This is a genomic window from Desulfatibacillum aliphaticivorans DSM 15576, assembly GCF_000429905.1.
In the GTDB taxonomy this organism is placed as follows: domain Bacteria; phylum Desulfobacterota; class Desulfobacteria; order Desulfobacterales; family Desulfatibacillaceae; genus Desulfatibacillum; species Desulfatibacillum aliphaticivorans.
The window spans coordinates 1-23530 of the sequence record NZ_AUCT01000006.1 but is presented as its reverse complement, the minus strand read 5'-3'; the positions used below and the strand labels follow the sequence as shown (position 1 = coordinate 23530).

Below are 23530 nucleotides of genomic sequence, written 5' to 3'. Positions count from 1 at the left end.
TGCCGGGGATTTATCCGCTTTTGAGATAAAAAAAGCCCCAGCCGACAAAGATCATCAGCTTGGGGCGTTGCCATAACTCCAAGTTCGTTTCATAGACGCCGGGCAGGTCTTCTGGCTCACGGATCATCCTAATCCCCGCGCCTTCCCGGGCCGCTAAAACTTCAGCCCAGTGACATATTGCGGGTTTCGTCCCCGTTCACAGCGGCGGGACCGCGCCGGATTTTCGCCGGCTTCCCTTTTCAATCCTCCTGGGAGGATCACCTTGCGTCCGCTCCGAATTTTGGGTGGTGGTAGCACCGAAAAAACAAGGCTGTCAAGCGGGAATTTTCCAAAGGACATGATCCCGAACGGTTTTCAAGACCAAAATTTATTCAATTTTAACCTTTAATTTTAAATAGTTAAACAAATCATTTTTCCGGCAGGAAAAAATTTCAATAAAAGCAAAACATCTTTTCGGTAGGGCGCAGGGCTTGCTCTGCTTGTGGGCGGCCCAGGAAGCGCCGTTTGCTGACTGGATTCGTTAGACCAAAAGGCGCGACCGGGAACGCTTGTTAAAATTTGGCATATCCGGCGGCAGGCGGGCATTGTTGAATGCGTTTTTTCGTAGTCGCGCGGTCCCCGCGCAGTGGTAGTCACCCGGTCTCCTTGCTTCGTTCGTTGCGAGGCCCCTCGCCCATTTCATTTAACTTCTATTTTTCGGAAAAACGGATCAAATCGCTCCGGGTCAGGGTAATCGCCCTCCGGGTTCCCGGCCCGGTCAACAAAAGATGCACCGAAGCCTGCTCGATATACAGGTCTGCGGAGGACAGACAATCCACCGGAAGGATTATTTTTAACTTGCGAAATCCGGCCGCCGTGGCCGTGTGCAAAACCGCTCCGTGAGCCGCGGTCCCAGTGACGATGACTGTATCCACGCCTTTTTCCTTGAGGATTTTTTCAAGGTCCGTGTTCCAGAACTTGTCTACGCTGGAACTGACAATGGGCTCTCCCGGCAGGGGTTTTACCGGGGGCAGTATGGTCTCGGGAGTCCCCCGGGGCGTGAGGCTGTACACCACAGGCATTCCAACGGCGCGAGCCTTGTCGATCAGGGCGGCGATGCGGGGCACGGTCTCCAGACAACGGGGACGGCGTTCGGCGTTGCAGGTAAGCTCCTCGATATCCAGGATCAAAAGGGCCGTGGTCCCCGGATTGGGCGCGACCTGCATTAATTTGGGCGCAGGAGGCGGCTTAACCTCGCCCCACAGGGCGTCTATGGATTCCGCCTGGGCCAGGCCGGTGAAAAGAAACAGAAATATCAGGGCGTAGGATAAAAATCTCTGCATGGTCTCCTCCTTGATGGACGTGTACACGGAGTAATGAATGCTTCGAAAAGGCACTGCCATATACGCGGATTTTAGCCCGCCCCGCCCTGTCCTGGCAATTTATTGTTGCGTAAAACCAAAGAGGCCGGGCGAATGGAACGAACTCTCCCCCGCAGGCGCATGCAACGCCTGGGGCCATCAGCGCTTCCCGCCAGCCCTGGCATGCAACGACAGGAACGTGAGCCGACGAGGGCGGCCTGAAATGTATATTGAAATCAGTCAAAACCGGCGTCCGGCAAGCCTTGCTTGCCCCCCCCACTTTTCCTTCTATAATGTGCGGCTTGCCTTTGAATTTTACGCCTTTTTAACACTTTCGGCTTGACGCCTGACAAAGCCCCGTGATACATGCCTTTTCCAACATCGCGCCGACGTAGCTCAGCTGGTAGAGCAGCTGATTCGTAATCAGCAGGTCAGCGGTTCGAGTCCGCTTGTCGGCTCCAGAAAAACATACGGGAAATCAGGTACTTACACTGATTTCCCGTTTTGTTTTTTATGGGGCGTTTTTACCCATCTCAGCCGTTTTCAATCCCGTTTTGCATGCAAAATGCATACAGCAGATGCCCGCCATTTTCTGGAAGCACGCATTAACAGGTTTTAGAAGGTTCGATGGTACGTTTTTCAAGGCCGCCTGGGCGCTGGCCAGGGTTTTCGCCCTTCCCGGACGTTTTTTCAGCTTCTTGCAGATGTTCTTGAGGCGCAGGCTTTCCCCATCAAATCCCTATTTACCATTGGGCGTTTTCCTGACCATGCCGATCACATCCAAGTGTTTCTTGAGGGCGCTAACCATGGCAGGAAAAAGAAGGGGGCCGTTTTTGCTTCCATCCCCAGGGCCCTATTGATTTTAAAAATCGTTGTTCGAATTCAATTTTGAATTTTTTTTGAACTATTTGCGAATGAATCAGAGAGAATGCAACCCCCTGTATTTGTGTATTATTATCACAAAATTTGATTTAATGATGTATTTATAAATGCACCAGATAAATTTCCATTTAACAGTGTTCACAAAAATGAAATACTCCAAAGAGACATTTCATTATGAATAATTTTGTATTAAAAATGATTAAACCCCGCATTTTCAGGATGGATCAATCCTGGCGCCGAAAAATTTTAAGCGGATTTCACGCAAGAAAAAATGGATTTTTTGATGTGTGGGATATCATAGTCGCTTTCGCATTATGGCTTGACAATAAAGGGCTGCCAAGCTATATCCACCAACCATTACAATGGTTCAAATAGGTTCCCCAATTGGGAATTGTACATCGATTTGCCCTCTGTCCTATACGGAAGATGTAATCGAGAGGGCGGAGCTATACCCGCGAGGCAAAATCGGCAAGATCCATCGCAGCGCTTTTGTTAGATAATTGAATATCAACCTTATATTCTCCCCACAAACAAAAACGGGCATTTGCTAAAAGCGATTCGCGCAGCCCTTCCGGCAATATCGTCCGTTCAATCCTATCAAACACGCCTTTCCCGTCTGAATCAAACAGATGCCTTTCATCTCCCCCCTCCAACAGTCTCTCTCTGTATACCTAAAAGCAAGTTTTGACAACAGATGCAATAGATCTGCAGTCCTCACTTAGTATTAAGGGATATGGCCCTTCCTATTTCCAAAGGACTTAAAGTCGTTTCTCGGTTCTACCTTTACGCCTTGGTGGTCTTTCCGCCGCTATCTATGGGCGGAGCCATAGGGTGGTCCGCGTCAGTTATTGAGTGGCTGGCTCCATCGGCTCGGAATTGTGCAAGCAGATTGGAGGATACGGGCCGAACAAACGGCTCATGGCAGCCATGTATGACATTAACTTGCAAATCAGGGAAATGCACCCACATCTGGAGACGGAAGATCTTCTTTGCGCCGTTCAAAACCGGGAATTGATGAACCGGCTTTTTTCCGCCCATAAACCCGGCGTGGATATCGAGATCAAGTATATCGGCCTGCGCCCGGGGGAAAAATTATACAATGCGCTTATCACCGCTGGGGAAGACGTCGTGCAGACTCAGCACGAGGACATCATGGCGCCCAACACAGACCATCACAAGGCAATCGAGGGCTTGAACGCCTCGATGGACGCCTTGGTGGAGGCTGCCATGGCCGGGGACGGCCTGACTATCAAGCAGCTATTTAAGGAGATGGCGCCTGAGTATTCACCTGAAATCCAAGGATTTCAAATAGGCTGCCAAACAGCCCCATGAGGATGAAACAATGGTTAATCAAGACGCCGCAAAAATTTTGGTCATGGAAAAGGACGGCGAGTGCTCCCATCTCCTGGCCGGCAGGCTGGGCCAGCTCGGTTACAGGACCGACATAGCCGGTTCCTGCGACGAAGCCCGGGCCGCCCTGGAAAGAAGCGAGTACGCCGTGGTCATCGCCTGCTCGGAAATGCCCGACTGGGGAGGCCCCAAAGGCATGGCAGGCCTGCGCTTCAGCCGCCGTAAGCCCGCCATGCTGGTGACCTGCGACCAGGAATGCCGGGATGAGGCCCTGAAATGCCTTTCCAAAGGAGCTTATGACTATCTGCCGCGGCAGTGTGAAAAAAGCAGGCTGGAAGTCACCGTGGAAAGGGCTCTGACGGAAAGAGCCTTGGCCCAGAAAACCCGGCGGTGCAAAAAGGCGGCCTTGGGGCTGGTCTTGTCCACTCCCGCCTGGGTTGGGATTGGCATGGTTTTGGCATACTTGACGGTCTAAGCCGGAACGCGCCCGCGTCGGGCGGCGCATTTTCTCGCGGCTTTATGTCGGCCGCCGAAGGGACGGTTTCCAGATCAAGACCCATGTTGCCATGAACCGGAAAACAATGGTATTCTTTCGGCATGATTTACATTTGGAGGGCGCGAATATTGGGGCAGCCTGAATTTGCTGAAAGAATCCTCGTTATCGATGACAATAAGGATTTCGCCGATACTCTTGTGGAGCAGCTTGACGACCTGGGATACTCCGCCCAGGCCGTGTATGACGGCGCCCAAGGCATGGAAGCGTATTCCAAGGGCGAGTACGCCTTGGTGATCACGGACCTCTCCATGCCCGGTTTGGACGGCATGGATGTGCTGGAAGGCATTCTGGCCCAGGACTCCAAAGCCACCATCCTGATGGTCACCGGATACGGCACCATAGAAACTGCGGTCCAGGCCATCAAGCTAGGGGCCTTTGATTTTATTCCCAAGCCTTTTAAACTGGCTGAACTGGAGGCGATCATTCGCCGGGCCTTCGGCCGGAAAGACCTGGAAAAGCGATTCAGCATTTTTCGGGGCCTTGCCTGGGGCCTGGCCATTTGCATTCCTATTTGGATCGCTTTAGGCTACTTTTTGTACAAGTTTTTTATAAAGTGATTGTAAGGCGAGCGCCGGACCTTTAGTAGGTCTGGGGGGCGTTCGGATCCATAAGATGCTTGCCCACGTATTTCGCCAGGATGTCCGTCGCCTTGCGGGACGGTTTAATAATCAGATAGTGATTGGCCACAGCGTGGGCCATTTCCCGGGCCAGGGAGGCTTCGTCAATCTCTGACGGCACGGCGTACACGGCTTTGTCCTGGGGGATATACCGCGCGTTGACTCCTCCTGAGGGGCGTTCGTTCAATGCGTTTTCATAAGCGATTCTGAACTGGACGTCGTCGGGAAAAAGATACAGGACGATTTTGGGGGTTCTTTTTTTCATGTCCAAGAGGATTTGGACCCGGTCGAACAGACTGTCCACCTTTTTGGAAATGTTGTCGGAAGAGCCCCAGGAGATGCTTCTGTTGAACAGAGTCCATCCTCCTGTATCGTACTTGACGCGAGAGCCCAATAATCTCAAATCGTCGGGATTTTGATAATAGACCACCATGTATTTCGTTTCCAGGGTTCTCCAATCTCCCTGGGGGGCGGCGGCGGCGCCGCCGTAAAAAATCAAGACCCCGATGAAAGTCCCTAAGACAGTCAATTTTTTGTAAGCAGTAAAACTGAACATTTTTGTCACAAATCCCAACAATGCTTGATCCTCCTGTTTGACTATCGGGAGGCCAAGGCGAATGCTTTAGGCGAAGGAGCGGGATTTCATGAAAAAAGTTCTACTGTGCCTCATCACTGCAGCGGTGTGCATCTATGTCGTTTCCTGCGCATCCGAAGAACAGCCTGATCAGGGTCCGGTTGTGCTTCGCGTTAATGATTACTGCTTATGCCAAAAGGAGTTTCGGGATTTGCTGGCCCAGGAAATGCGGCTGGATGAGCATTACAAACTCACTTTGGACGCCCAGAAGCAGTTTTTGGGGGATCTGGTCGCCCGGCAGGTGCTTATCCAGGAAGCCAAGCGCCTTGAGTTGGATTCAAGGCCCGGTTTTGTGCTTTCGGTTCAGCGCTTTTGGGAATCCACTCTGATTCGGGATTTGATGGACATGAAAGCCCGGGAGATTGAAGCAAACACCCTGGTGACCCAGGAGGAAGTGCTGGATCTTTACCGGAAGCAAAAGCAGAACGATCCGTACCTGCCCGCCTTTGAAGACATGCGGGATGAACTTTTTGACAGGGTGATGGAAGAAAAAAAGACTCGCCTTCTTTCCGAATGGATCAAGGGCCTGGAAGCCGGCAGTGATGTGGAGATTTCGGAGAAGTCCCTGTTCGGGCAAAGCGGGGCCTGATCCGGCGACATAAATTGCGTTATGGGGGCTCTTTACTAACTATGGATTCGAAACCTGAAATGGAGGAGGGGACAATGTCGGAAAAGGCCATCATGCCCCGCCGCAGGCAGTATTTTGTCAAACGGGATTTTCAGGGCGCGTTTATTCTGAAGTTCTGCCTGGTGGTCTTGCTGGGCGCCGTAGCCTCAACTTTGCTTATTTTTTATTTTAGCGGAGATACGCTTACCTCCGATTTTTCCAACTCCAGGCTGGTGATAAAAAGCACGTCCCAGGCCATACTTCCCGCCGTGATCATGACCAATTTAATCACCCTGGGCATATCGGCTCTGGCGGTTTTGGTGCTTACCTTGTTGATTTCCCACAAAATCGCCGGGCCTTTATTCCGCCTGGAAAAGGAGTTGGAAAAAATCGGCGGGGGAAATCTTAAAACAGAGGTCATTTTGCGCAACAAGGACCAGGTGGAGGCTTTGGCGCAAAGCATCAACTCAATGGCAGGACAATTGCATACCAAAGTTTCCGACATTCGCGACTCGCTGGACCAAATGGCCCGGCGAATGGAACATGAAGACGCAACCGGGAAATGGGCTGAGAATATAGAGGATGTCAAGAAGAGGATTGATGCCCATTTTCAGTTGTAATGTCGGGAATAAACGCTTATGGGGTGGAAGATATCCTGCCCGAAAATCGCTTGTTTTGTCTGGGCGGTTGTCCAGGTTTTGGGGCTTGCCAGCCCCGCTCTGGCGGCGCAAAGCGACGATTGGAGCACACTGGAAACCCAGTACACCCGGATTCAGTATCTTTCCCGGGAGGATTTGCGCAGGTTCAACGCCTCCATAGACTACGGCCCCGGGCGTTGGAGCGCCAAAAGAGTTCTTCAGGCCAAACCATCCACAAGCATGGAGGACGGCTTGGCCAACAAAGTGGACGCCCTGTTCGAGCGGGTGCAGGAAATTCTGGACATGCACCCCCAAATGGGCAAAGTCCGCATCCTCCTGCTGCACGACAAAAAACATCTTGCCGCGGAATATCACAGGCTTTTTAAGGCCCCGTGCCACATACGCTCCTGGTACTTGCACATAGGCTCCACCATTTTCATTAACTGTAAAGACGTTCGCGTGGGCATTCTCGCCCATGAAATGGGCCATGCCGTGTCCGAGCATTTTTTGGTCTTTAGCCCGCCTCGAGTCAGCGCGGAAGTCTGGTCCGTGTACGTAGAAGCCCACCTTTTTGATGATTGATTTACATTCGCACATTCTTCCCGGATTGGACGACGGTCCGACCACGTTAAAAATGGCTCTGGAGATGGCCCGGGCGGCCGTGGATGACGGCGTGACGGTCATGGTCGCCACCCCTCACACGCTGAACGGATCCTACCACAACCCGCGGGAGCGTATCCTGGAAGCCCATCGCGTATTCAGCGAAGCTCTGGTCAAGGAAAACATTCCTTTAAAGGTGCTTCCCGGGTGCGAGGCGCATCTTTGCAGCGAATTGTTAAAGGAGATTGAATCCGGAGACGTCTTATCCTTCGCTGATAAAGGCCGGTATCTTTTATTGGAATTGCCGCATCCTTTTCTTCTCCAGGGCGTGATCGCCTTTATTAATCGCCTGAACGTCATGGGTTTGACGCCCGTCATCGCCCATGGAGAACGACTGCCCCTTGTCCAGCAAAAGCCTTCGATTATGGAGGATATAGTAAATGCAGGCGCTTTATGCCAGGTGACGGCGCAAAGCCTGGAAGGCAGCCTGGGCCGCCGGGCGAAAAAGTGTTGTCAGGAGCTTAACAGCCTGGGGCTGATTCATTTGCTGGCCTCAGACGCTCATGATTTGGCGAATAGAAGGCCGGGATTGTCCAAAGCCTGCAAAATACTAGGGGGGATGATGGACGAAAGAGATGCCCATCACATTCTAAGCACTAACCCCTCGTTAATAATTGGCGCCGGGGAAAATTAAGTACGCTAGGGTATTAATTAATTACTTTTTTTTTGGTATCCACTGTGATATGTATTTTTGCTGAGAATTATTCATAAACAGGCCGGTATCCACTAATAGTCTGTTATTTCTCAGTATACTTTTTGAGGAAGGACAAGCTGCGCTTGTAATTCCGTGGTGTACAGGAGGTGTGATATGAAAGGTGTTGTTAAGCCCCGCCTTGCTAAAACCGGACCGGCAATGGTTCTTCTGATGGCCGTTGCGGCCTTTTTATGGTGCACAAGCGCCTATGCGGCGGGCAACGTTGATGCACTTGTGGATAGCAGTTTCAATGCTGCGCAAGCAGCGCAGGAGTCAGGGGACCCCATTGCTCTTGAGAACGCCATGTCTGCGGCGGAGGAGGCCTTGGACGCTCTTGCGGCAGCTGCCGAGGGAGCCGCCCCTGATGAAGCACAGGCTATTTTAAACGCCTATGTCGTGATGCAGGGCGTCCTGGACAGCATTGCCAGCGCAGCCAACGCCATTGGTGCGGATAACATAATAAGTCAGGCTGCAGCGGCGCAAGCCAGCCTCTCTACGCCCATGGATTCGTTAATTGCTGCGGGTGCGGATTTAGCGGCAGCCCAGGAGCAAGCCCTGGCTTATCAGCCTCCTTCTGCGCCCTCAACGCCGGCCACGCCTGCGGCTCCCACGTCTTTAGCCCCTGGAGCAGTTGCCGGCAGCGGCGGCGGGGGAGGCGGAGGAGGAAGCGGATTCAATGACAACAATCCCGCTTCTCCGACAGGGGCGCAATAGGCTTATTAGTGCTTTTGAAATGCAGGTTTTACTTAAAGGAGTTCTTCCTCATGGGAAAGATTCGTGCAATAACTGGCCTCACAATTTTGATTACGTTTGTTTTGACTGCGTTTGTCTGGGCTGGGCCGGCTTTGCTGATTACTCCTAAGCTGGGGCTGGGGTATCGCTACGACAGCAACTATTATAACTCCGCCAACAATTCCGCCGGGGTCCATACCTATCTGGTGGAGCCCGGGATCAACGTGCAGTTTTCCACGGCCAAAAGCATGATCAGTTTCGACTATACGGCCAGCCCGACTTTTTACGATGATGCGGACGACCTGAAGCCCGGCCAGATCAAGGCCAGCAAGGCGGATTACGTGGGGCACGACTTGGCGTTGAACGCCATGACCCAGCCTAATGAGCGCCTGGAGCTTGCTCTGAGCGAGACTTACAGCCTGACCAGGGACCCTGACAAGCTGGACCAGTACAGCAACGAGACGGGCAAGGACAAGTACTATATCAACACCTTTTCCCCCCGCGTGCTTTACAGTTTCACCGATCGGTTTTCAGGCCAGGCGACCTATAGGAACACCTTGACTAATTATGACGATCCAAACGGTGAAGACAACCAGGAAAACAGGGGCATCTTCGACATCATATACAACCTGAACTCCAAGTCGTCGCTGGACCTGGAATACCAGATATGGGCCCGGGACTATGATATGTTAACCTCGGACTACACCTCGCACCAGGGCAAGCTGATCTACCGGCAGCAGTTCCACTATTTCCAGGTGGAGGCCGGCGCAGGCTATCAAAGCCGCGAGTTTGACGTCGTAGGAATTAAGGATATTGAAACCTTTACCTACAGGGTCGCCCTGGAAGGACAGAATCCTCCGGACGACGGCGATCCCCGCAGCTATGTCAGGGCGGCTTTTTCCAGCAACTTCAACGACGCCGGGTCCGGAAACGAATATTACAAAGGCCCCGAGCTTTCTCTTTCTGGAGGCCATCGGTTCCTGGAAAAGATCTATCTGGACGTGTGGACGTCCTATAGAAAAAGCGATTACGAAACCACGTACGGCTTGAATTCATCCAATGTTTTGGTGTTGCGCGAAGACGATACTTATGAGATAGGCGCCCGTTTGGGCTACAAGATCATTGAACCCATCGTCATATCCATCGAGGGGGGATATAAGAACCGGGATTCCAATGTTGCGGCTTACAGCTACGACAACACCTACGTGATGGGCAGAATAGATACTGCTTTGGAATTCGGACGCCGCGCCAATTAGTTATTGATTTTAAAAACATTTAATTTCCAACCTAATACACCCGGAGGGCTTTGGCCTTCCGGGTGAATTCGGATAAAAAATGAATAAACAATGCAAGTTGAGTAGTTTGACCGTAGCAATTTGCTTGACGGTATGCGTATTATTGCGCCTTGGGCTCCCTGGGGCGTGTTTTGCGCAACGGGACGAATACCGCATAGGCGCCACGGATGTTCTTAGTGTGAAGGTGTACGCCGGCGGCGAGCAGCAGATAGACATGGAATTGACCGTATCGGTTCAGGGAACGATTTCCGTGCCCATGGTCGGTCAGGTCATGGCTTTGGATCGAACGGTGCCCCAACTTGAGGAGTCCATTCGAATTCCTCTGGAAAAAGATTATTTTGTGGATCCGCAGGTGCATATCGTCATTACGGAGTATCACAGCATCCACTACTACATTTCCGGCGCCGTTAAAAACCCCGGCAGCTATGAGTCCACCTCCCGCCTCAGCCTTATGGAGCTTATCGCCAAGGCGGGAGGCGCTCTTCCCGAAAGAGGCAACGTCGCCTACCTTCTGCGAAGCGCCGCCACGGAAGTGGAAGCGAACACGGACATGAACACTCTGGTCAAAGCCAAGGATCCTGAAAAGATCGACTTAAGGCGCCTTCTCGACCAGGGAGACCTGAACAATGACGTGATCCTGGAGGCGGGGGACGTGGTTTACATCCCCTTTCAGAAATCCCTGAGTCTGGCTTCCAGTAAAATCTATGTGGACGGACAGGTGGCTTCTCCCGGGGTGTATGATTACCAACCCGGGCTGACGGCTTTGAACGCCTGTGTGATGGCGGGCGGGTTCGGCAAGTTTGCAGCGCCGGATAAAGCGGCCATTATTCGCGTTGAGAACGGAGAACAACGCGTTATCAAGATTAACCTGGTGGCCGTGCGCAAGGGAAAAATCATCGATCCGGAACTGGAGCCGGGCGATCGGATTCATGTGCCTGAAACCTGGTTCTAACCTTTTTGATTATTTTTGATTCATCAGACCGGAGCAAATTATGGAAGCGCCCCAGCAACAGGAAATTGCACCCCACCTTGCTGATTATTATCACGTTATCCTGAAGCATAAATGGACCACATTCTTTGTTCTGATTGCGGTCGTCATTCTTACAGCGCTGTTCACCATTTATACGGAGCCTGTGTATCAATCCACGGCGACCCTGGTTATTGAACAGGAGCAGACGGCGTCTCCTCTCACCGGAGAAAGGATGGATTTTGAGAGCTTCGCCTCCCAAACCCTGACCTTCAACACGCACTTCAAGCTGATTAAGTCGCGTCCCGTTCTGGAAAAGGTCATCAAGAAGTTAAAGCTGGACAGGCCCGAATATTCCAAGGACATGGAGATCAGCCCGATTCGCCAGATTCTGGCTCAGGTGAAAAACAATATCAAGCTGCTGCTCTCCAAGGAAGAGCCTCCCAAAACTCCCGACGAGGTCCTCCTTGAGCTTACCGAAGCTCTTAAAATGAAGATTTCCATTGAGCAGGTTCGGGACACCCGCCTGCTGAAAATCAGCGTGGAAGACAGGGACCCCAAGCAGGCTCGCGACATCGCCAACACCCTGGCCGAATCTTACATCGAATTCAACACCGCCAATCGAATGGCGGCGTCTCGCAACACCTTGGCCTGGATCGCCGATCAATCCTACGCCATGAAGCAAAATCTTGAGGCGGCGGAGCAGGATTTTGTGGAGTATAAGCAAAACCACCTGCTTTTCTCCGTGGAAGGAAAGATTGACCTCATCACGCAAAAGATTGAAGAGTTCAACTCTGCATACCTGGAGACGAGAAATAAAAGACAGGAGTTGGACGCCAAACTAAACAAGCTGAGGGAAATGCTTCAGTCGGGAAACAGCGGCGTGGAAGTCCGCTCCCTGATAGACAGCCCCATCATCAGCACCCTGTATTCCAAGCTGCTTAGTTTGGACACCGAGTTATCCACGTTGTCCCAGACATACAAGTCCAAGCATCCCAAGATCGTCCAGGCAAAATCCGCCTTGGAAGAGACAAAACTCAAATTCCGCGATGAAATAAAAAAGGAGCTTACCAGCATGGAGGCTGAGCGCTCCGTTTTGATCGCCAAGGAAAACGCTCTGCAGAAGAATATCTCCGACTTTGAAAAGGACGCTCTGGAAACCAGTAAAAAGGAACTGGAATACGGCATCCTTCGCCGCAATGTGGACACCAATCAAAAACTCTATGACACCCTTTTGGAAAAACTGAAGGAAGCCGACGTTGTTGAGGACGTGGACACCTCAAACATCCGCGTCGCGGAGCCGGCGTTTAGCGCGGTAAATCCCATTCGTCCCAAAAAGCGTCTGAACATGATGTTGAGCGTGGTGCTGGGCCTCATGGCTGGTCTGGGGCTTTCCTTTTTGCAGGAATACCTGGATCAGACGTTCAGGACGGAAGATGAGGTTTTACGCTATCTGGAGGTTCCCGTGCTTACGGTGGTGCCTGTTGGAGATCCTAAAAAGTCGAAACAGTAACGGCCTCGGCTTGACAGTCAGTCTATAAAAGGAACTTGCATGAAACCAAAAAAACTGAGCACCAAGAAACGCACCAAGGATTTAATCTCCCTGTTTCTTGCCAATTATAAAGGGAAAAGCCGCTTTGCCGAGTCCTACCGGACGCTTCGCACCAACATAGACCTTTCCTTTTTGGAATCGGAGCTGAAGTGTTTGTTGGTCACCAGCGCGGGCGAGGCCGAGGGCAAAACCCTGACCGTGGCCAATTATGCTTTTAACCTGGCTGAGGCCGGGCGCAGCGTGTTGATGGTCGATGCTGACCTTAGAAAGCCCTCTTTAAGCAAGCTCCTTGTGAATAATGAGGTCATAGGGCTGACCGGCCTGTTGTCTCGCGTCATGGGAACCCCCGTCACAGAGGGGGGCTTGGGCAAGATTAGCGTGGGGGATCTCATTCGTCTGCTTCAACAGCAACGAAGGACCGGCCGCCTGCAACTGTCCTCCCAAACCGAAAACAAGTTAATTAATATGGATTTTCTGGCCGGAGACATGGTGGACTGCACGTGGGTCAACTGCCCGGAGGAGCGCAGCCTGGCCAGCCACTTGGTGCAACTTGGCCTGATTACCTCCCAGCAGGCCCAACAAGCGCTTAAACGCGCCAAGGACACGGGCCAGAAGTTGCCCATGGTCCTGGTAAACGCCGGCCTTTTGAAAAAGAAGCAAGTGCGCGGCCCGTTAAAAAATCAGCTTGCCCAAAACCTTCGCCTGGCTCTTGACATGAACGACGGAAAATATGAATTTAAACCGGCTACGGACATGAAGGCGGAATCCAAAACCGTTTTCGCCATTAACCTTGCGGAGATTTATGAGCGGGCGGCCGCCGATGAAGAGCCGCTGCCATACATCAACGCAGGCATTAAAGCCGCCATGCTCAAGACGCCGCAGCCCGGTTTATTCCTGCTTCCTTCAGGCGTGCTGCCGCCAAATCCATCGGAACTGCTGGGCTCCAAGAGGATGCTGTTTTTGCTTTCCCGCTTTAAGGATCTTTTTGACGTGGTTATCCTGGACTCTCCCCCCATCCTGCCGGCCAGCGACGCCCTCACCCTGGCGCCCCATGTGGACGGAGTGGTTTTTGTGGTGAAGGCCGGAGGCGTTAACAGGGACCTGGTCAGGAAGGCGGTGGATCAGCTTAAGAACGCCAGGGCCAATGTGGTGGGAGCCGTCCTCAACCAGGTTGACGTGCATCGCGAGGGTTATTATAAGTATTACGAAAAGTATTACTCCAGCTATTACGGAACCTAACGCCGTTCGATTCAAACCGGCGCCGGGAAAGGATTCCAGTGGCGAGGCCCCATAATCATGATTTTTCAAAAGCCCCTCATGGGGCTTTTTTTTCGACCAGACTTCTTGCAGCGGTCGCGGTGCTTGTGGTTTTTGTTGGAGGAACTTATATCCTCGGGCATAAACTGACGGCGCAGGTTTATTTTGAAAAGGCGAAAAATCAAACAAAGGCCGGCCACTACGGCCTGGCCCTTCAGGCAATCGAAAAGGCTTATCATCATGATCCCCATAACGCCAAAATTCTGGCAGCCTACGGCAACGCCTGCCTGGACGCCTCTTTCGCCACAATATCCATAAAACCCAAGCAGGAGCGAGCAGCCTTGGCGCTTAGCGTTTTTGAAACCGCCGTGGAGGAAAACCCTCTGGACGCGGCCTGCTGGTTCGGCCTGGGAAGAGCTCAGGCCCTGGTGGAGGAGTTGCATCCTGAAAAGGGGAAGAGTTGCTCGTATTTGGATTCTTTTCGGAAAACCGTGTCTTTGCGGCCCAATGGCATAACATACAATATGCATTTGGCCAGATGTCTGGCTTACTGCGGGCAGGACCAGGAGTTGAGCCAGGTAGTCAAACATATCGCCCGAATTTATCCTCCTTCGGTTTATCACTTGACCAAGGAGAACTACTGGACCCCGGAGTTGGAGCCTCAGATTAAGGCGGGCCTGGCCGAAGCCATCGACCAAAGCATTCTGCCCAGACAGGCCCATCAGGCCATGGCTTCCCTGTTTGAACGGGAAGGGGATTACGCCCAGGCCATTAACTATTATAAGCAGTCCCTCAATTACTTGAGTTTTGAAAACACAGGCTGGAATTATATCCATTTGGGAAGCCTGATGCTAAAAAACAATCAGCCGGAAAAAGCCTCGGAGGAATTTCTTTACGGGCTTTCCCGCTCCGAATATCTGGAAAAGGACGTGGAGCGGATTTTCCATATCTATCGGCGGGAAAAGCAGTTGGCGTTTTTCGCAGCGTTTTACAAAAAGGTCGTCGAGGATTTTTTTGTCTCTTCGCGTCTGAAAATCCTTATCGGCAGGGCCTATTTTGAGCAGGAAGACCTTGAAGACGCCCAGGGGATATTTGAGGAGGCGGCTTATAAGGAGGAAAACGCCGAGGCTTTTTATTGGCTGGCGAGGATCGCCGATAAAAACAAGGATTGGCCGGCCATGGAGCTTAGCATTCAAAAAGCCACGGTCCTGGAGCCGGATAACAGCCGCTACCACCTTCTGTTCTCGCAGGTTCTCAGCAGGCTGAAGAAGTACGAAAGGTCGGAAAAGCAGGCTTCGCTGGCGATTTCCACGGTGGACAAGCCGTCCCCCTGGCTGCATAACCACAGGGCCTACGTGCTATGGAGGCTGGGCGACTACAAAAATGCGCTTGAAGATTGGCGGAAGGCGATTGAACTAATGCCGGAAAGGGCCTCCTTTTACGCCCAGGCGGGCAGGTCGGCCGAAAAGCTGGGCTTGCAGGATTTGGCCAGGGAATATTTTCAAAAATCCTTGCAATTGGAGCCCAATAACCCAACCTATCAAAAACTGGCCGACGGAGCCCCTTAACAAGGCCTGATTCAAAAAATAAAAAAGCCGGAAAAGACGTGAAAAGGTCTCTTCCGGCTTTTGTATTTTTTATGCCTGAAAAGCCGGCTATCCGGCTTTGCGGTACGACTGCATCAACTGAACGTCGGCGCCGCCCATCTCCACGGCCACGGACTGCCCCAGGGCGTCTATGTTAACCAGGATTTTGCCTCCGCCCTTGTTCCGCATGAAAACGCCCGTCACCCCGGCGAAAGGCCCGGAAACGATCAGGACCAGATCTCCGGCGTGATAACAGGGGCCGGTTTCCAGCGCTTCCTTTTGGGAGACTATCCTCAGAGAACTGATGGTGTCCTCGGGAATGGCGATGGCCCCACGGGTGTTCCCAATGAGAGTGACGGCGCCAGGGGCTTTGAGAATGCTGAGATGTTGCCGGGACCTTAAAGCGGCTCTGACGAATAGATAGCCCGGAAACATAGGAACGTCTATCATCTTTCTGCGATCTTTACGGCGGCTAAGAATCCGCATTTGCGGATAAAAAGACTCGATGGATCTTGCAGCCAAGTAGTTGTTTACACACGCCTCGTGGCGGCTCTTGGTATAAAGAGCATACCATTGTTTGGTGTTTAGATTGGGGGTCGCATTCACAGTAAAAAGCCTCTATTTCAGAAATCATTTGAATCTTTCTTATCTGTAGCAAGCCGCGCATAAAGTGTCAATATTAAACGTTCGTGAAAATATTAAATAATACCAATTAAATATAACATATTTCACACTTTTGATATGTAAACTGTAAAATTAACAATAAGGAATTAATGTTTAGATAGTATTAGTTATTAAAATCTTTTATCGTTTTCTAACAATTGGAGAGGCAATTTGCCCATAATAGCGATTTTACAGGCATATAGGTTATGTCTTATTCCTTATGGTTTGTTTCTATAATTTTCGGTCTATTATGGTTATTAATGGGCGTTTATTTGGATCTTGTGGGGGCCTTTTATGCTTACGGGGGCGGCATGATCCCGTCAGTCCGTCCATGCGGGCCCGCAAGCCGCATATAGTAGTGCATATCTTTTATGCCATTGGCCGCCTTATGGGGGAGTCAAGCCCGTCCTTACTTGCACGCCCCGTTTAGTTTAGATGGGATGCAAAGACCTCCTGCAGCTTATGGTCCACCCAGGATGTGCGGGTGAATGTTTCGATGAAGGCGTTGTGGCCGCCGTATTGATGGATGATCATCCGGCAGGCCGCGCTTGTTTCCAGGCCGAAAAAGTCCTGCACGGGGATCACCGGGTCGTCTTCGGCTGTTACAATAAGAGTGGGGATGATAACGTCCTTGAGCCAGCCGTTGTTCACCGCGTATGCGTCAAAGTAATCGTGGGCCTTTTTGTAGCCCGCCTCATAGATGTCCAGCAATGCCTGGGTCATATCCCGAAGATTGGTTTCGGCCAGGACCTTTTCCAGGCCCAGGCTGGGGAAGAGCTTGTTTTTGATGGCAAGGGACTTTTTCCATTTGCGCATGAAATACCATTGGATCAGAGGATCGGCGTCAATGGCGTCGCATGCGCGATTGGGCGAGATCACAGGACTTACGGCCGCAACCTGCTTGAGGTTGGGGATGCGATGGCCCGATTCTTTGGCGGCAATGCGCAGGGCGAAGTTGCCGCCCAGGGAAAACCCCACCAGAAACACCGGCTTGCCGCCGCTAAATCCCGCGGCCTGATGCACTCCCTGGAAGACCTCGTCCAGCAGGATGGACAGAAAAATGCCTCTGTTGAGATGGTGGGACTCTCCGTGATCCCGGAAGTTCAGCCGGAAAACGTCATAGCCCAAATTGTATAGACGCCGCCCCGAACTAAGAATGTAGGACGAGTTCGCGCTTCCTTCCCAGCCGTGCAGCATAATCACCAGGCCCTTGGAATCCCCATCCGCCTGGGGCGAGTAAAAGCCCTGGAGCCTCACCCGGTCCTCGCAATGGAGAATCGCCTCCCGGGAGGCGGAAACCATGGGTTTTTTCCCCAAAGCCCTGTACCGGCTGCTTGCCATCAGGGTTTGTAAATAAGCCCCCCGCAAGGGGCGAATCGGTAAGAACAGGTCGTTCATGGTACATCCTTTGCACAAGAAAGAGGCGGCGATGGAATGATCCCCGCCGCGAGAAAAAGGAGCGTTTGTTCGATTTTTGATCAAGACATTAGCCCTGTCCGGGTGAAAATGCAAGCCCGCCTTGACATACAAGGGCGGCGATTCTTACCTTAAGCAAGGCGAGAGGCTAAAAAAAGGACGCAGCTATGAACGCAGCATTGTTGAATGAAGACGAAGCGCAGATAGTTAGAGGGCGCATACTGAGCGAGGCGGTTCAGATCATGTTCAAAGGGGCTTTCCCCGGGCTCAGCATCGATAAGCTGGCTTCGGCCCTGGATATGACGGAAGAGGAAATCCTCGCCCAGTTCAATAATAAAGACGAAATATACCTGGAAATACAAAAACGTGGATTTGAACTTTTAGGGGACCTGTTCTCCCAGGTTTCCGCCCAGAATATTTCCCCCCTGGAAAAAATCCGCAGAATGGCCGTGGTCTACGTTTCCTTCGGCCTGGAAAACTCGGCCTATTACGAGGTCATGTTCAATCGCCAGGGCCCTAAATACGCGGATTACAAAGAGACGCCCATGGAGCCCGCCGCCCTGGCGGAAAAAATGGCGGCCCTGCAAGTGCTGATGAATGTGGAGACGGCGGTGCGCGAGGTTTTGAGCGAAACGCCCAACGCCACGGACGCCGGCATCTGGGAACGGGTTATCCGCGGCTGGATGCTTTTGCACGGATACATATCCTTGATCAATAACCGCACCCTGCAGGAATTGGAAGCCCAACCCACGGACCTGCTGGAAGGAATTCTCGACTCCCTGACCTCCATCTGATCCTTGGGAGCCCTCATTACCTGCTGATTTACTTTACTTGCCTCCCACGCAACGCCGGACCGGTCCGGCGTTTTTTACGTCCAGGCCTTGAAAAAAATAGTTTTATCGTATTACTACTTGGTTAGCCTGCATGGGCTGAGACGCTGCTCATTAATTAAAGGCTCTAAATGCAAAAATGTCTTTTTTATAAGTCGATTTTTCCATTTAATACATAAATGTACTCCTGAAAGGAACATAATGGCCCTAAAAAGCTTGGAACAGCGCATCAAAGAGGCCGTGGCGGAAAAAATCGACATGGTCCCCCATAATCCGGCGTGGCCTGAAATATTCCGGCGAGAAGCGGAGTTTCTCCAAAACCGCTTTCCAGCCCCTCTGATTCGCCGTGTGGAGCATTTCGGCGGCACGGCCGTACCCGAGTTGACCGCCAAGCCCATCATCGACATGCTGGTTGAAATCTCCAGCGACGAGGACGCAGCCCGGGAGATCGTACCAATCCTGAGATCTTTGGGCTACGATTATTTTTGGAGGCCGGAGTTTGACAAGCCGCCTATGTACCACTGGTTCATTAAAAGGAATGAGGCTGGAGAGCGCACCCATCACATCCATATGGTGGAGGCGGATTCCAGATTGTGGGAGCGCTTGCTTTTCAGGGATTATCTGATTCAGTTTCCGGAGGCCGCCCGGGAATACGCCGCCTTAAAGCAAGAGCTGGCCCACGCCCACCCCACCGACCGCATCGCCTACACCCGCGCCAAAGGCGAATTCATCGCTGAAATCATGGAAAAAGCCCGCGCATTCTTTGCTTGAGGCCTCGGGGAGAGGTCCTTCAGGAGCTGGAACTTCATTAGCCTGGGCTAAAATGCCCTTGTTTCATGGGACTAAAACAGCCTCCGCCAAACCCAGTAATAATTTTGGCAAAACTACTGCATATTCAAACCCTTACATCCATAATTTGTGGGGACGTCCCTTAATAAAGTAATTTGTGGGGACGTCCCTTAATAAAGTACTAAGCGCCAATTTCGAGGATGATTATCAAAACTCAATCGTCCACTACGTACCTATTTTCCATGGCTATTCTACGACCGCGATTTACGGCGTGGGTTACTCCTCCACTGGTCATGGCCAGTTCACGGGACAGTTCAGCCTGGGAAATCCCAAGTTTTCTCGCCGCCCAATAGCAATAAAGACTGCGGGCGTCAGCCAATGGCTGCTGTCGCGATTTGGTAAGAATCCACGCCGGCGCGACGCCAAAAAGAGCCGAGGCCTTTTTCAACGCCTTTTTCCTGTCAATGCCTTTGGCTGCCAGAAGGTATTTGCCGGAAAGATTTTCCTTGGCCTGGTTCAGGATCGACTGCACAAAATCCCCGTCCCCCAAAATTCGTTGATCGCTTTTCTGGCGGGACTCCTTGGAGGGAAACGTCGCTTTCACGGCCTCCCACCCTCCCAGGCTCCGCACAAGTCCTCCGCCGGTCAGGTCGTCCCGCCTGCCCATGTTTAGCCCGACTTTTACAAAATCGGCGTAGCGCCTGCGGGAAGCGCCCAAAGAGTTGCCAAAGTCCGCCAAAACAAACTCCGTATCCTGCCAGGGGCATGGGCTTTTTCCCAAGAGGACCCTATGCCCGCAATACCGGTGGCCTGCAAGCTCTTTAAGGTCCGATGCTACTCCCGCGCGCACGGGATTCAAGTGGATGTACCGAACCAACTCCTTGAAATAGGCGTTTTCCTGGCAGAGCACGGATTTGAAACGGTTTTGGAACAAAGGGCCATGGCGAACGTGCCTGCGATTGAAATATCCGGCGTACCCGGTCATCAGGCGGCGCATAATATGGGAGATTCCCGCGGGCGAGCTGCGGAACAAAAAATGGGCGTGGTTCTCCATGAATACCCAAGCGTAACAGGCGGTCTGGGTTTCAGGCAGAACCAGGGCGAGGCGATCCATAAGGGCGTCCCGGTCCTGGTCGTCGGCGAAGATGGGTTTCCGCTCTATACCCCGGATCATCACATGATGCAACAAACCGGGCGCGTCTATTCGGGATTTACGTGGCATGATGCTCATCTGCTACACTTTCCTGGCTTCGCCGTCAAGTTATTAATTTATTAAGGGACGTCCCCTAAAAGGGGGAGAATGGCGGCAAAAAATAAAAAAAGGGGCTGCCCGGTTAAGGACAACCCCTTAAAATATCTTTTGGAGGCGGCATCCGGATTTGAACCGGAGAATAACGGATTTGCAGCCCTCACGAGGAAAAACATGAAAATCTTTGTAATTTTAACCAGTTGATATCATTACCCTCCTGACTCCGCCCTTTTGGAGGCGTCAGGCAACTTTTGACTTTTTTTGAGCCTGGCGGGCACAATTTAGGCACAATTTCAAAGCAGGTTTATTAAGCAATCCTCAGATTTCGCCTTGGGCGCTTTAAGGTTTACCAACCCGTTTGAACATGGACCGGTTCAGAAAGAAGAGCCTGCCCTCCCTGCTGCGTACGAATCCGATACCAGTAGTCCTTATTTTTAGCAGCCCAATAGTCCTTATACCATGTGCCATAAGCCCAGCTTAGCATTTCGAATCCATGATTCGGCCCTTTATCGGAACGCAAAATTTCATAATAGCTGGAGCCGCTTCGAGTCCAATCCAATTCGACACCCCCTCTGCGGTATTGCCCCCAAAAAGAGTCCACGCCTTTGGGATAGACCGTAACCGTTCCAATGTCCCAGTGCGTCAGGTTTTCGCCGTCGTCAGGAAAGGCCAAGGATGTGTTATCCGTCACTTTCAAAGCTATCTGATATTCCCCGGCAGCAACATACCCCAGCAACGTCGCCGTCTCGCCATTGTCCTCGCCAAAATCATAAGGCTCAACCATGTCCACTTCCCAGTCATAAGCTGTAATATAATCATAGGGAGGCTCTCCGTCCTGGGAAGTCCCTTGATCCGGGTCGTAGGATGCTCCACCATTAACAAAGACAGATTCACCCACCACGGCTAAATAGGGGCCTCCCGGATCGGATACCGGAGGTCTGGCCGCCAATTCCAAGGTGAACGCAATCGAGGCAAGTTCTTTTGACTCAGGAATCAGGTCAGCCCGAATTGTCATGACGGTTTCGTAATTTCCCGGGTTCCAGTTTGCAGTATCGGCCATAAGGACGCCTGAAACTGCACTCGATGCGGGAAGGTCGATTACGGTGGAAAGACAATGCTTCTCCCATTTGGATGCAGCCAAGGCCAAAGTTAAAGTTGCATTTGATATGTCCTGATCCCCTGCATTGGCTATTTCATAGGAAAACTCAACGGAGTCCCCCACATCTGCGGTTTCCGGGGCTGTCAGGATTCCGAAAACATAGTCTCCGGTAGGAACAAAAAAGTAGTACCGCCCTTCTTCGCTCCTCAATAAGCCGTCAATATCCAGACGGATTTGCGAAGCATCGTCGCCATCCACCAGCATAATCAATCCGGCTGCGAGAGAAAGGTCTCTTAGATTATATAAGATATCCTCTTTCACTGCGACTGTACGATTTCGGTACATTTCAATCAGGCTAACAGCTCCTCGCACCCTGCTTTCGTCATGCCAGGAAACAGACAGAGAGTTCAATGCGTCCAAAATGTCGGTTGCCATGGCATGGAAATCCTTTTCCACAGCAACAACTGTTGAAATCGTTTCAACGGGGTCGGAATCCGTTCCCCGGCCCATATAGACTTTTGTGAGGAAGGTGTAATCCCCTTCTGCCTGCGGTGCAATATAGACATAGCGGGCGACTGCCGGACTGCTGGAACCCACGGTAACTTCAAAGGTCCATGGGCTTTGGGTTATTCTCTGACCGCTTTCCAGGTCAATGATGCTGGCTCCATCCGGAAATTCTTCGGAAACCGTAACCTGGGTTTCGGCCCCCTCTTTTTCCAGCCTCAATTCCACGTCGACTGATTGATTGGGGATGACTTCTGACAATGTTCCAGCGCTATGGATGTATTGGATGGAATTGCTGATAAGAGCCTTCATTTGTTCATAATTATTTTCACGGACGCTCAGGCCCAAATCAAAGGCGAAATAGACCGTCTTGCCCTGGCCGTACTCATTGAGGACAATAGCGGGGTAAGAAGCCGTATACTGGAAGCCGCCGAACCACCACCAATGCGAGTTGTAGGTCTTCTCTATCCATCCCGCCACTGTGGCGGAAGAGGATTCCACGAGCTTCTCTGAGTCGCCGTAAATAGGGAGCACGCCCTCCTCCGTAATGGGGCTGGCCACGGTTTGCACTTCGTCGGCGTCAATATTGCCGTTCCAGTAAACACCGAATATGGAGCCGCCGTCCCAGCATTGAGGCCCAAGGGAGAGGTAATGTTTATTCCATTTGGAGGAGATGACTCCAGTTCCGGAATTAATCCTTTCCCGCAACTCAGAACCTGCCAGGAAGCTGATAGGCTCAGCATCCCCCAGGATCATGATGTCTGTGTATACGGGATTTCTCAATTCCTCCTCGAACTCGGAACGGGTATACACCATATCATAACTTACACCGGACTCCTGCAGGATGGACTCCAACAGATCCGTGCGCACGCAGTCGTCATAAGGATTGCCTCCTCCGCCTTCACATTTCTGTAATGGGGACTGGCAAACATCATTTACCCAAACCAAAAGGTTGACTGCGCCGCCTGATACAATCTTTTCTACGGTAATCGCCGGAAGCACTTCAAACCCGGCTGCGTCCAGAACCCTTATGCTTCCGCTGTCCGCCTCTTCTATCTCCAGCACGGCTTCGTAGACTTGCGCCAAGTAATCGGTGGTGTCGAACTGGAACTTCCCGCTCCATGCAGCCATAGAATCAAAATCTCTTGTCAGCTCCTGGGAATCCTGGATTTCCAGCGTGCCAGGATCGCGCACCAACACCCTGACAATGACGCCTTCAGCGCTCAGGCATCCGGGGTTGTTCACCGTAAGCTCGCAGGATTGATCCGCCCCCTTATCCACGCTGTCGGAGGCCAGGGTTAGAGCTCCGGTCAGCAGGTCAAACGGAGGATACAGGATGATTTGAATGGATACGGACGCAATGTCAGACTCGTTGCCAGCCAGGTCATAGCCCCTGTATTCAATGACATGGGCGCCCTGCTCCGAATCCGCCGGGTCCCAGGTCAGGGAGTACAGCCTCGCGCTGGCGTCAGCCAGAGGCAGACTTGTCCAAGCGCCTCCGTCTACACGATATTCCACGTAATCCACGCCAGTTCCAGAGTCTGAGGCTGTCGCGGATATTGCGAAAGCGCCGTCTTGGATGCTGCCGTCCAAGGGGGAGGCAATCTCTAAAG

Annotated in this window: 21 protein-coding genes, 1 tRNA gene and 1 riboswitch; of the genes, 16 read left to right on the top strand and 6 right to left on the bottom strand. The window is 52.0% G+C overall.

Features of this window, described 5'->3' with window-relative positions; translation table 11 throughout:
- Window positions 1–84: 84 nt before the first annotated feature.
- A riboswitch (cobalamin riboswitch) is annotated at window positions 85–280 on the bottom strand.
- Between the two features lie 409 nt (window positions 281–689).
- Window positions 690–1322 carry a cysteine hydrolase family protein gene (locus G491_RS0106345; protein ID WP_028313972.1) on the bottom strand — a complete coding sequence of 211 codons (633 nt, stop codon included), beginning with the start codon at window positions 1320–1322 and terminating at the stop codon, window positions 690–692.
- 403 nt (window positions 1323–1725) lie between these two features.
- Between G491_RS0106345 and G491_RS0106340 the strand changes: the two genes are divergently transcribed.
- The 4 genes from G491_RS0106340 (at window position 1726) to G491_RS29685 (ending at window position 4685) form a co-directional block, all read left to right on the top strand.
- A tRNA-Thr gene (locus G491_RS0106340) sits at window positions 1726–1801 on the top strand.
- 1273 nt (window positions 1802–3074) lie between these two features.
- Complete coding sequence (locus tag G491_RS0106330) at window positions 3075–3554, top strand: polysaccharide biosynthesis protein (protein ID WP_028313970.1); 480 nt, start codon at window positions 3075–3077, stop codon at window positions 3552–3554.
- 10 nt (window positions 3555–3564) lie between these two features.
- Window positions 3565–4047 (top strand): response regulator, encoded by a 483-nt coding sequence (locus G491_RS0106325; RefSeq protein ID WP_028313969.1) that lies wholly within the window; start codon window positions 3565–3567, stop codon window positions 4045–4047.
- Between the two features lie 149 nt (window positions 4048–4196).
- Complete coding sequence (locus G491_RS29685) at window positions 4197–4685, top strand: response regulator (RefSeq protein WP_051327072.1); 489 nt, start codon at window positions 4197–4199, stop codon at window positions 4683–4685.
- A gap of 22 nt (window positions 4686–4707) precedes the next feature.
- Here the strand turns inward: G491_RS29685 and G491_RS0106315 are convergent, their stop codons facing one another.
- On the bottom strand, window positions 4708–5319 hold the full coding sequence (locus G491_RS0106315; protein WP_169829398.1) for a hypothetical protein: 612 nt from the start codon (window positions 5317–5319) through the stop codon (window positions 4708–4710).
- 70 nt (window positions 5320–5389) lie between these two features.
- Here G491_RS0106315 and G491_RS0106310 point away from each other — a divergent pair, with 70 nt between their 5' ends.
- From G491_RS0106310 to G491_RS0106265, 10 genes are all read left to right on the top strand, one after another.
- Window positions 5390–5968: a hypothetical protein gene (locus tag G491_RS0106310; RefSeq protein ID WP_028313967.1), complete on the top strand. Its 579-nt coding sequence runs from the start codon at window positions 5390–5392 to the stop codon at window positions 5966–5968.
- 74 nt (window positions 5969–6042) lie between these two features.
- Complete coding sequence (locus tag G491_RS0106305; protein ID WP_028313966.1) at window positions 6043–6606, top strand: HAMP domain-containing protein; 564 nt, start codon at window positions 6043–6045, stop codon at window positions 6604–6606.
- Between the two features lie 18 nt (window positions 6607–6624).
- Window positions 6625–7206: a hypothetical protein gene (locus G491_RS0106300; protein ID WP_028313965.1), complete on the top strand. Its 582-nt coding sequence runs from the start codon at window positions 6625–6627 to the stop codon at window positions 7204–7206.
- Window positions 7199–7918 carry a tyrosine-protein phosphatase gene (locus G491_RS29680; RefSeq protein ID WP_051327071.1) on the top strand — a complete coding sequence of 240 codons (720 nt, stop codon included), beginning with the start codon at window positions 7199–7201 and terminating at the stop codon, window positions 7916–7918. The genes G491_RS0106300 and G491_RS29680 overlap by 8 nt, the downstream gene beginning before the upstream one ends.
- Window positions 7919–8092: 174 nt before the next feature.
- Window positions 8093–8692 carry a hypothetical protein gene (locus G491_RS0106290; protein WP_028313964.1) on the top strand — a complete coding sequence of 200 codons (600 nt, stop codon included), beginning with the start codon at window positions 8093–8095 and terminating at the stop codon, window positions 8690–8692.
- Between the two features lie 50 nt (window positions 8693–8742).
- Window positions 8743–9966, top strand: coding sequence for an outer membrane beta-barrel protein (locus G491_RS0106285; RefSeq protein WP_012609576.1), 1224 nt, complete (start codon window positions 8743–8745; stop codon window positions 9964–9966).
- Window positions 9967–10090: 124 nt separating this feature from the next.
- Window positions 10091–10957, top strand: a complete 867-nt coding sequence (locus G491_RS0106280; RefSeq protein WP_035218051.1) for an SLBB domain-containing protein — start codon at window positions 10091–10093, stop codon at window positions 10955–10957.
- Between the two features lie 40 nt (window positions 10958–10997).
- Window positions 10998–12485, top strand: coding sequence for a GumC family protein (locus G491_RS0106275; protein WP_012609574.1), 1488 nt, complete (start codon window positions 10998–11000; stop codon window positions 12483–12485).
- A 39-nt stretch (window positions 12486–12524) separates the two neighbouring features.
- Window positions 12525–13763 carry a DUF4388 domain-containing protein gene (locus G491_RS33470; protein WP_051327070.1) on the top strand — a complete coding sequence of 413 codons (1239 nt, stop codon included), beginning with the start codon at window positions 12525–12527 and terminating at the stop codon, window positions 13761–13763.
- A gap of 38 nt (window positions 13764–13801) precedes the next feature.
- Window positions 13802–15349, top strand: coding sequence for a tetratricopeptide repeat protein (locus G491_RS0106265; protein WP_028313963.1), 1548 nt, complete (start codon window positions 13802–13804; stop codon window positions 15347–15349).
- 87 nt (window positions 15350–15436) lie between these two features.
- On the opposite strand, the gene G491_RS0106260 is transcribed toward G491_RS0106265, so the two are convergent.
- Both G491_RS0106260 and G491_RS0106255 read right to left on the bottom strand, forming a co-directional pair.
- A complete protein-coding gene (locus G491_RS0106260; RefSeq protein WP_012609571.1) occupies window positions 15437–15973 on the bottom strand; it encodes a UpxY family transcription antiterminator in 537 nt (178 codons plus the stop codon).
- 483 nt (window positions 15974–16456) lie between these two features.
- Window positions 16457–17428: a YheT family hydrolase gene (locus tag G491_RS0106255; protein ID WP_157468036.1), complete on the bottom strand. Its 972-nt coding sequence runs from the start codon at window positions 17426–17428 to the stop codon at window positions 16457–16459.
- A gap of 185 nt (window positions 17429–17613) precedes the next feature.
- Between G491_RS0106255 and G491_RS0106250 the strand changes: the two genes are divergently transcribed.
- Complete coding sequence (locus G491_RS0106250) at window positions 17614–18240, top strand: TetR-like C-terminal domain-containing protein (protein WP_084511354.1); 627 nt, start codon at window positions 17614–17616, stop codon at window positions 18238–18240.
- Window positions 18241–18477: 237 nt separating this feature from the next.
- Window positions 18478–19047, top strand: a complete 570-nt coding sequence (locus G491_RS0106245; RefSeq protein WP_028313960.1) for a GrpB family protein — start codon at window positions 18478–18480, stop codon at window positions 19045–19047.
- 232 nt (window positions 19048–19279) lie between these two features.
- Here G491_RS0106245 and G491_RS0106240 read toward each other — a convergent pair whose 3' ends face one another.
- Both G491_RS0106240 and G491_RS29670 read right to left on the bottom strand, forming a co-directional pair.
- Complete coding sequence (locus G491_RS0106240) at window positions 19280–20287, bottom strand: transposase (protein WP_028313959.1); 1008 nt, start codon at window positions 20285–20287, stop codon at window positions 19280–19282.
- 373 nt (window positions 20288–20660) lie between these two features.
- Window positions 20661–23530 (bottom strand): Ig-like domain-containing protein (locus G491_RS29670; protein ID WP_035218002.1); only part of this gene is annotated, 2870 nt, incomplete at its 5' end.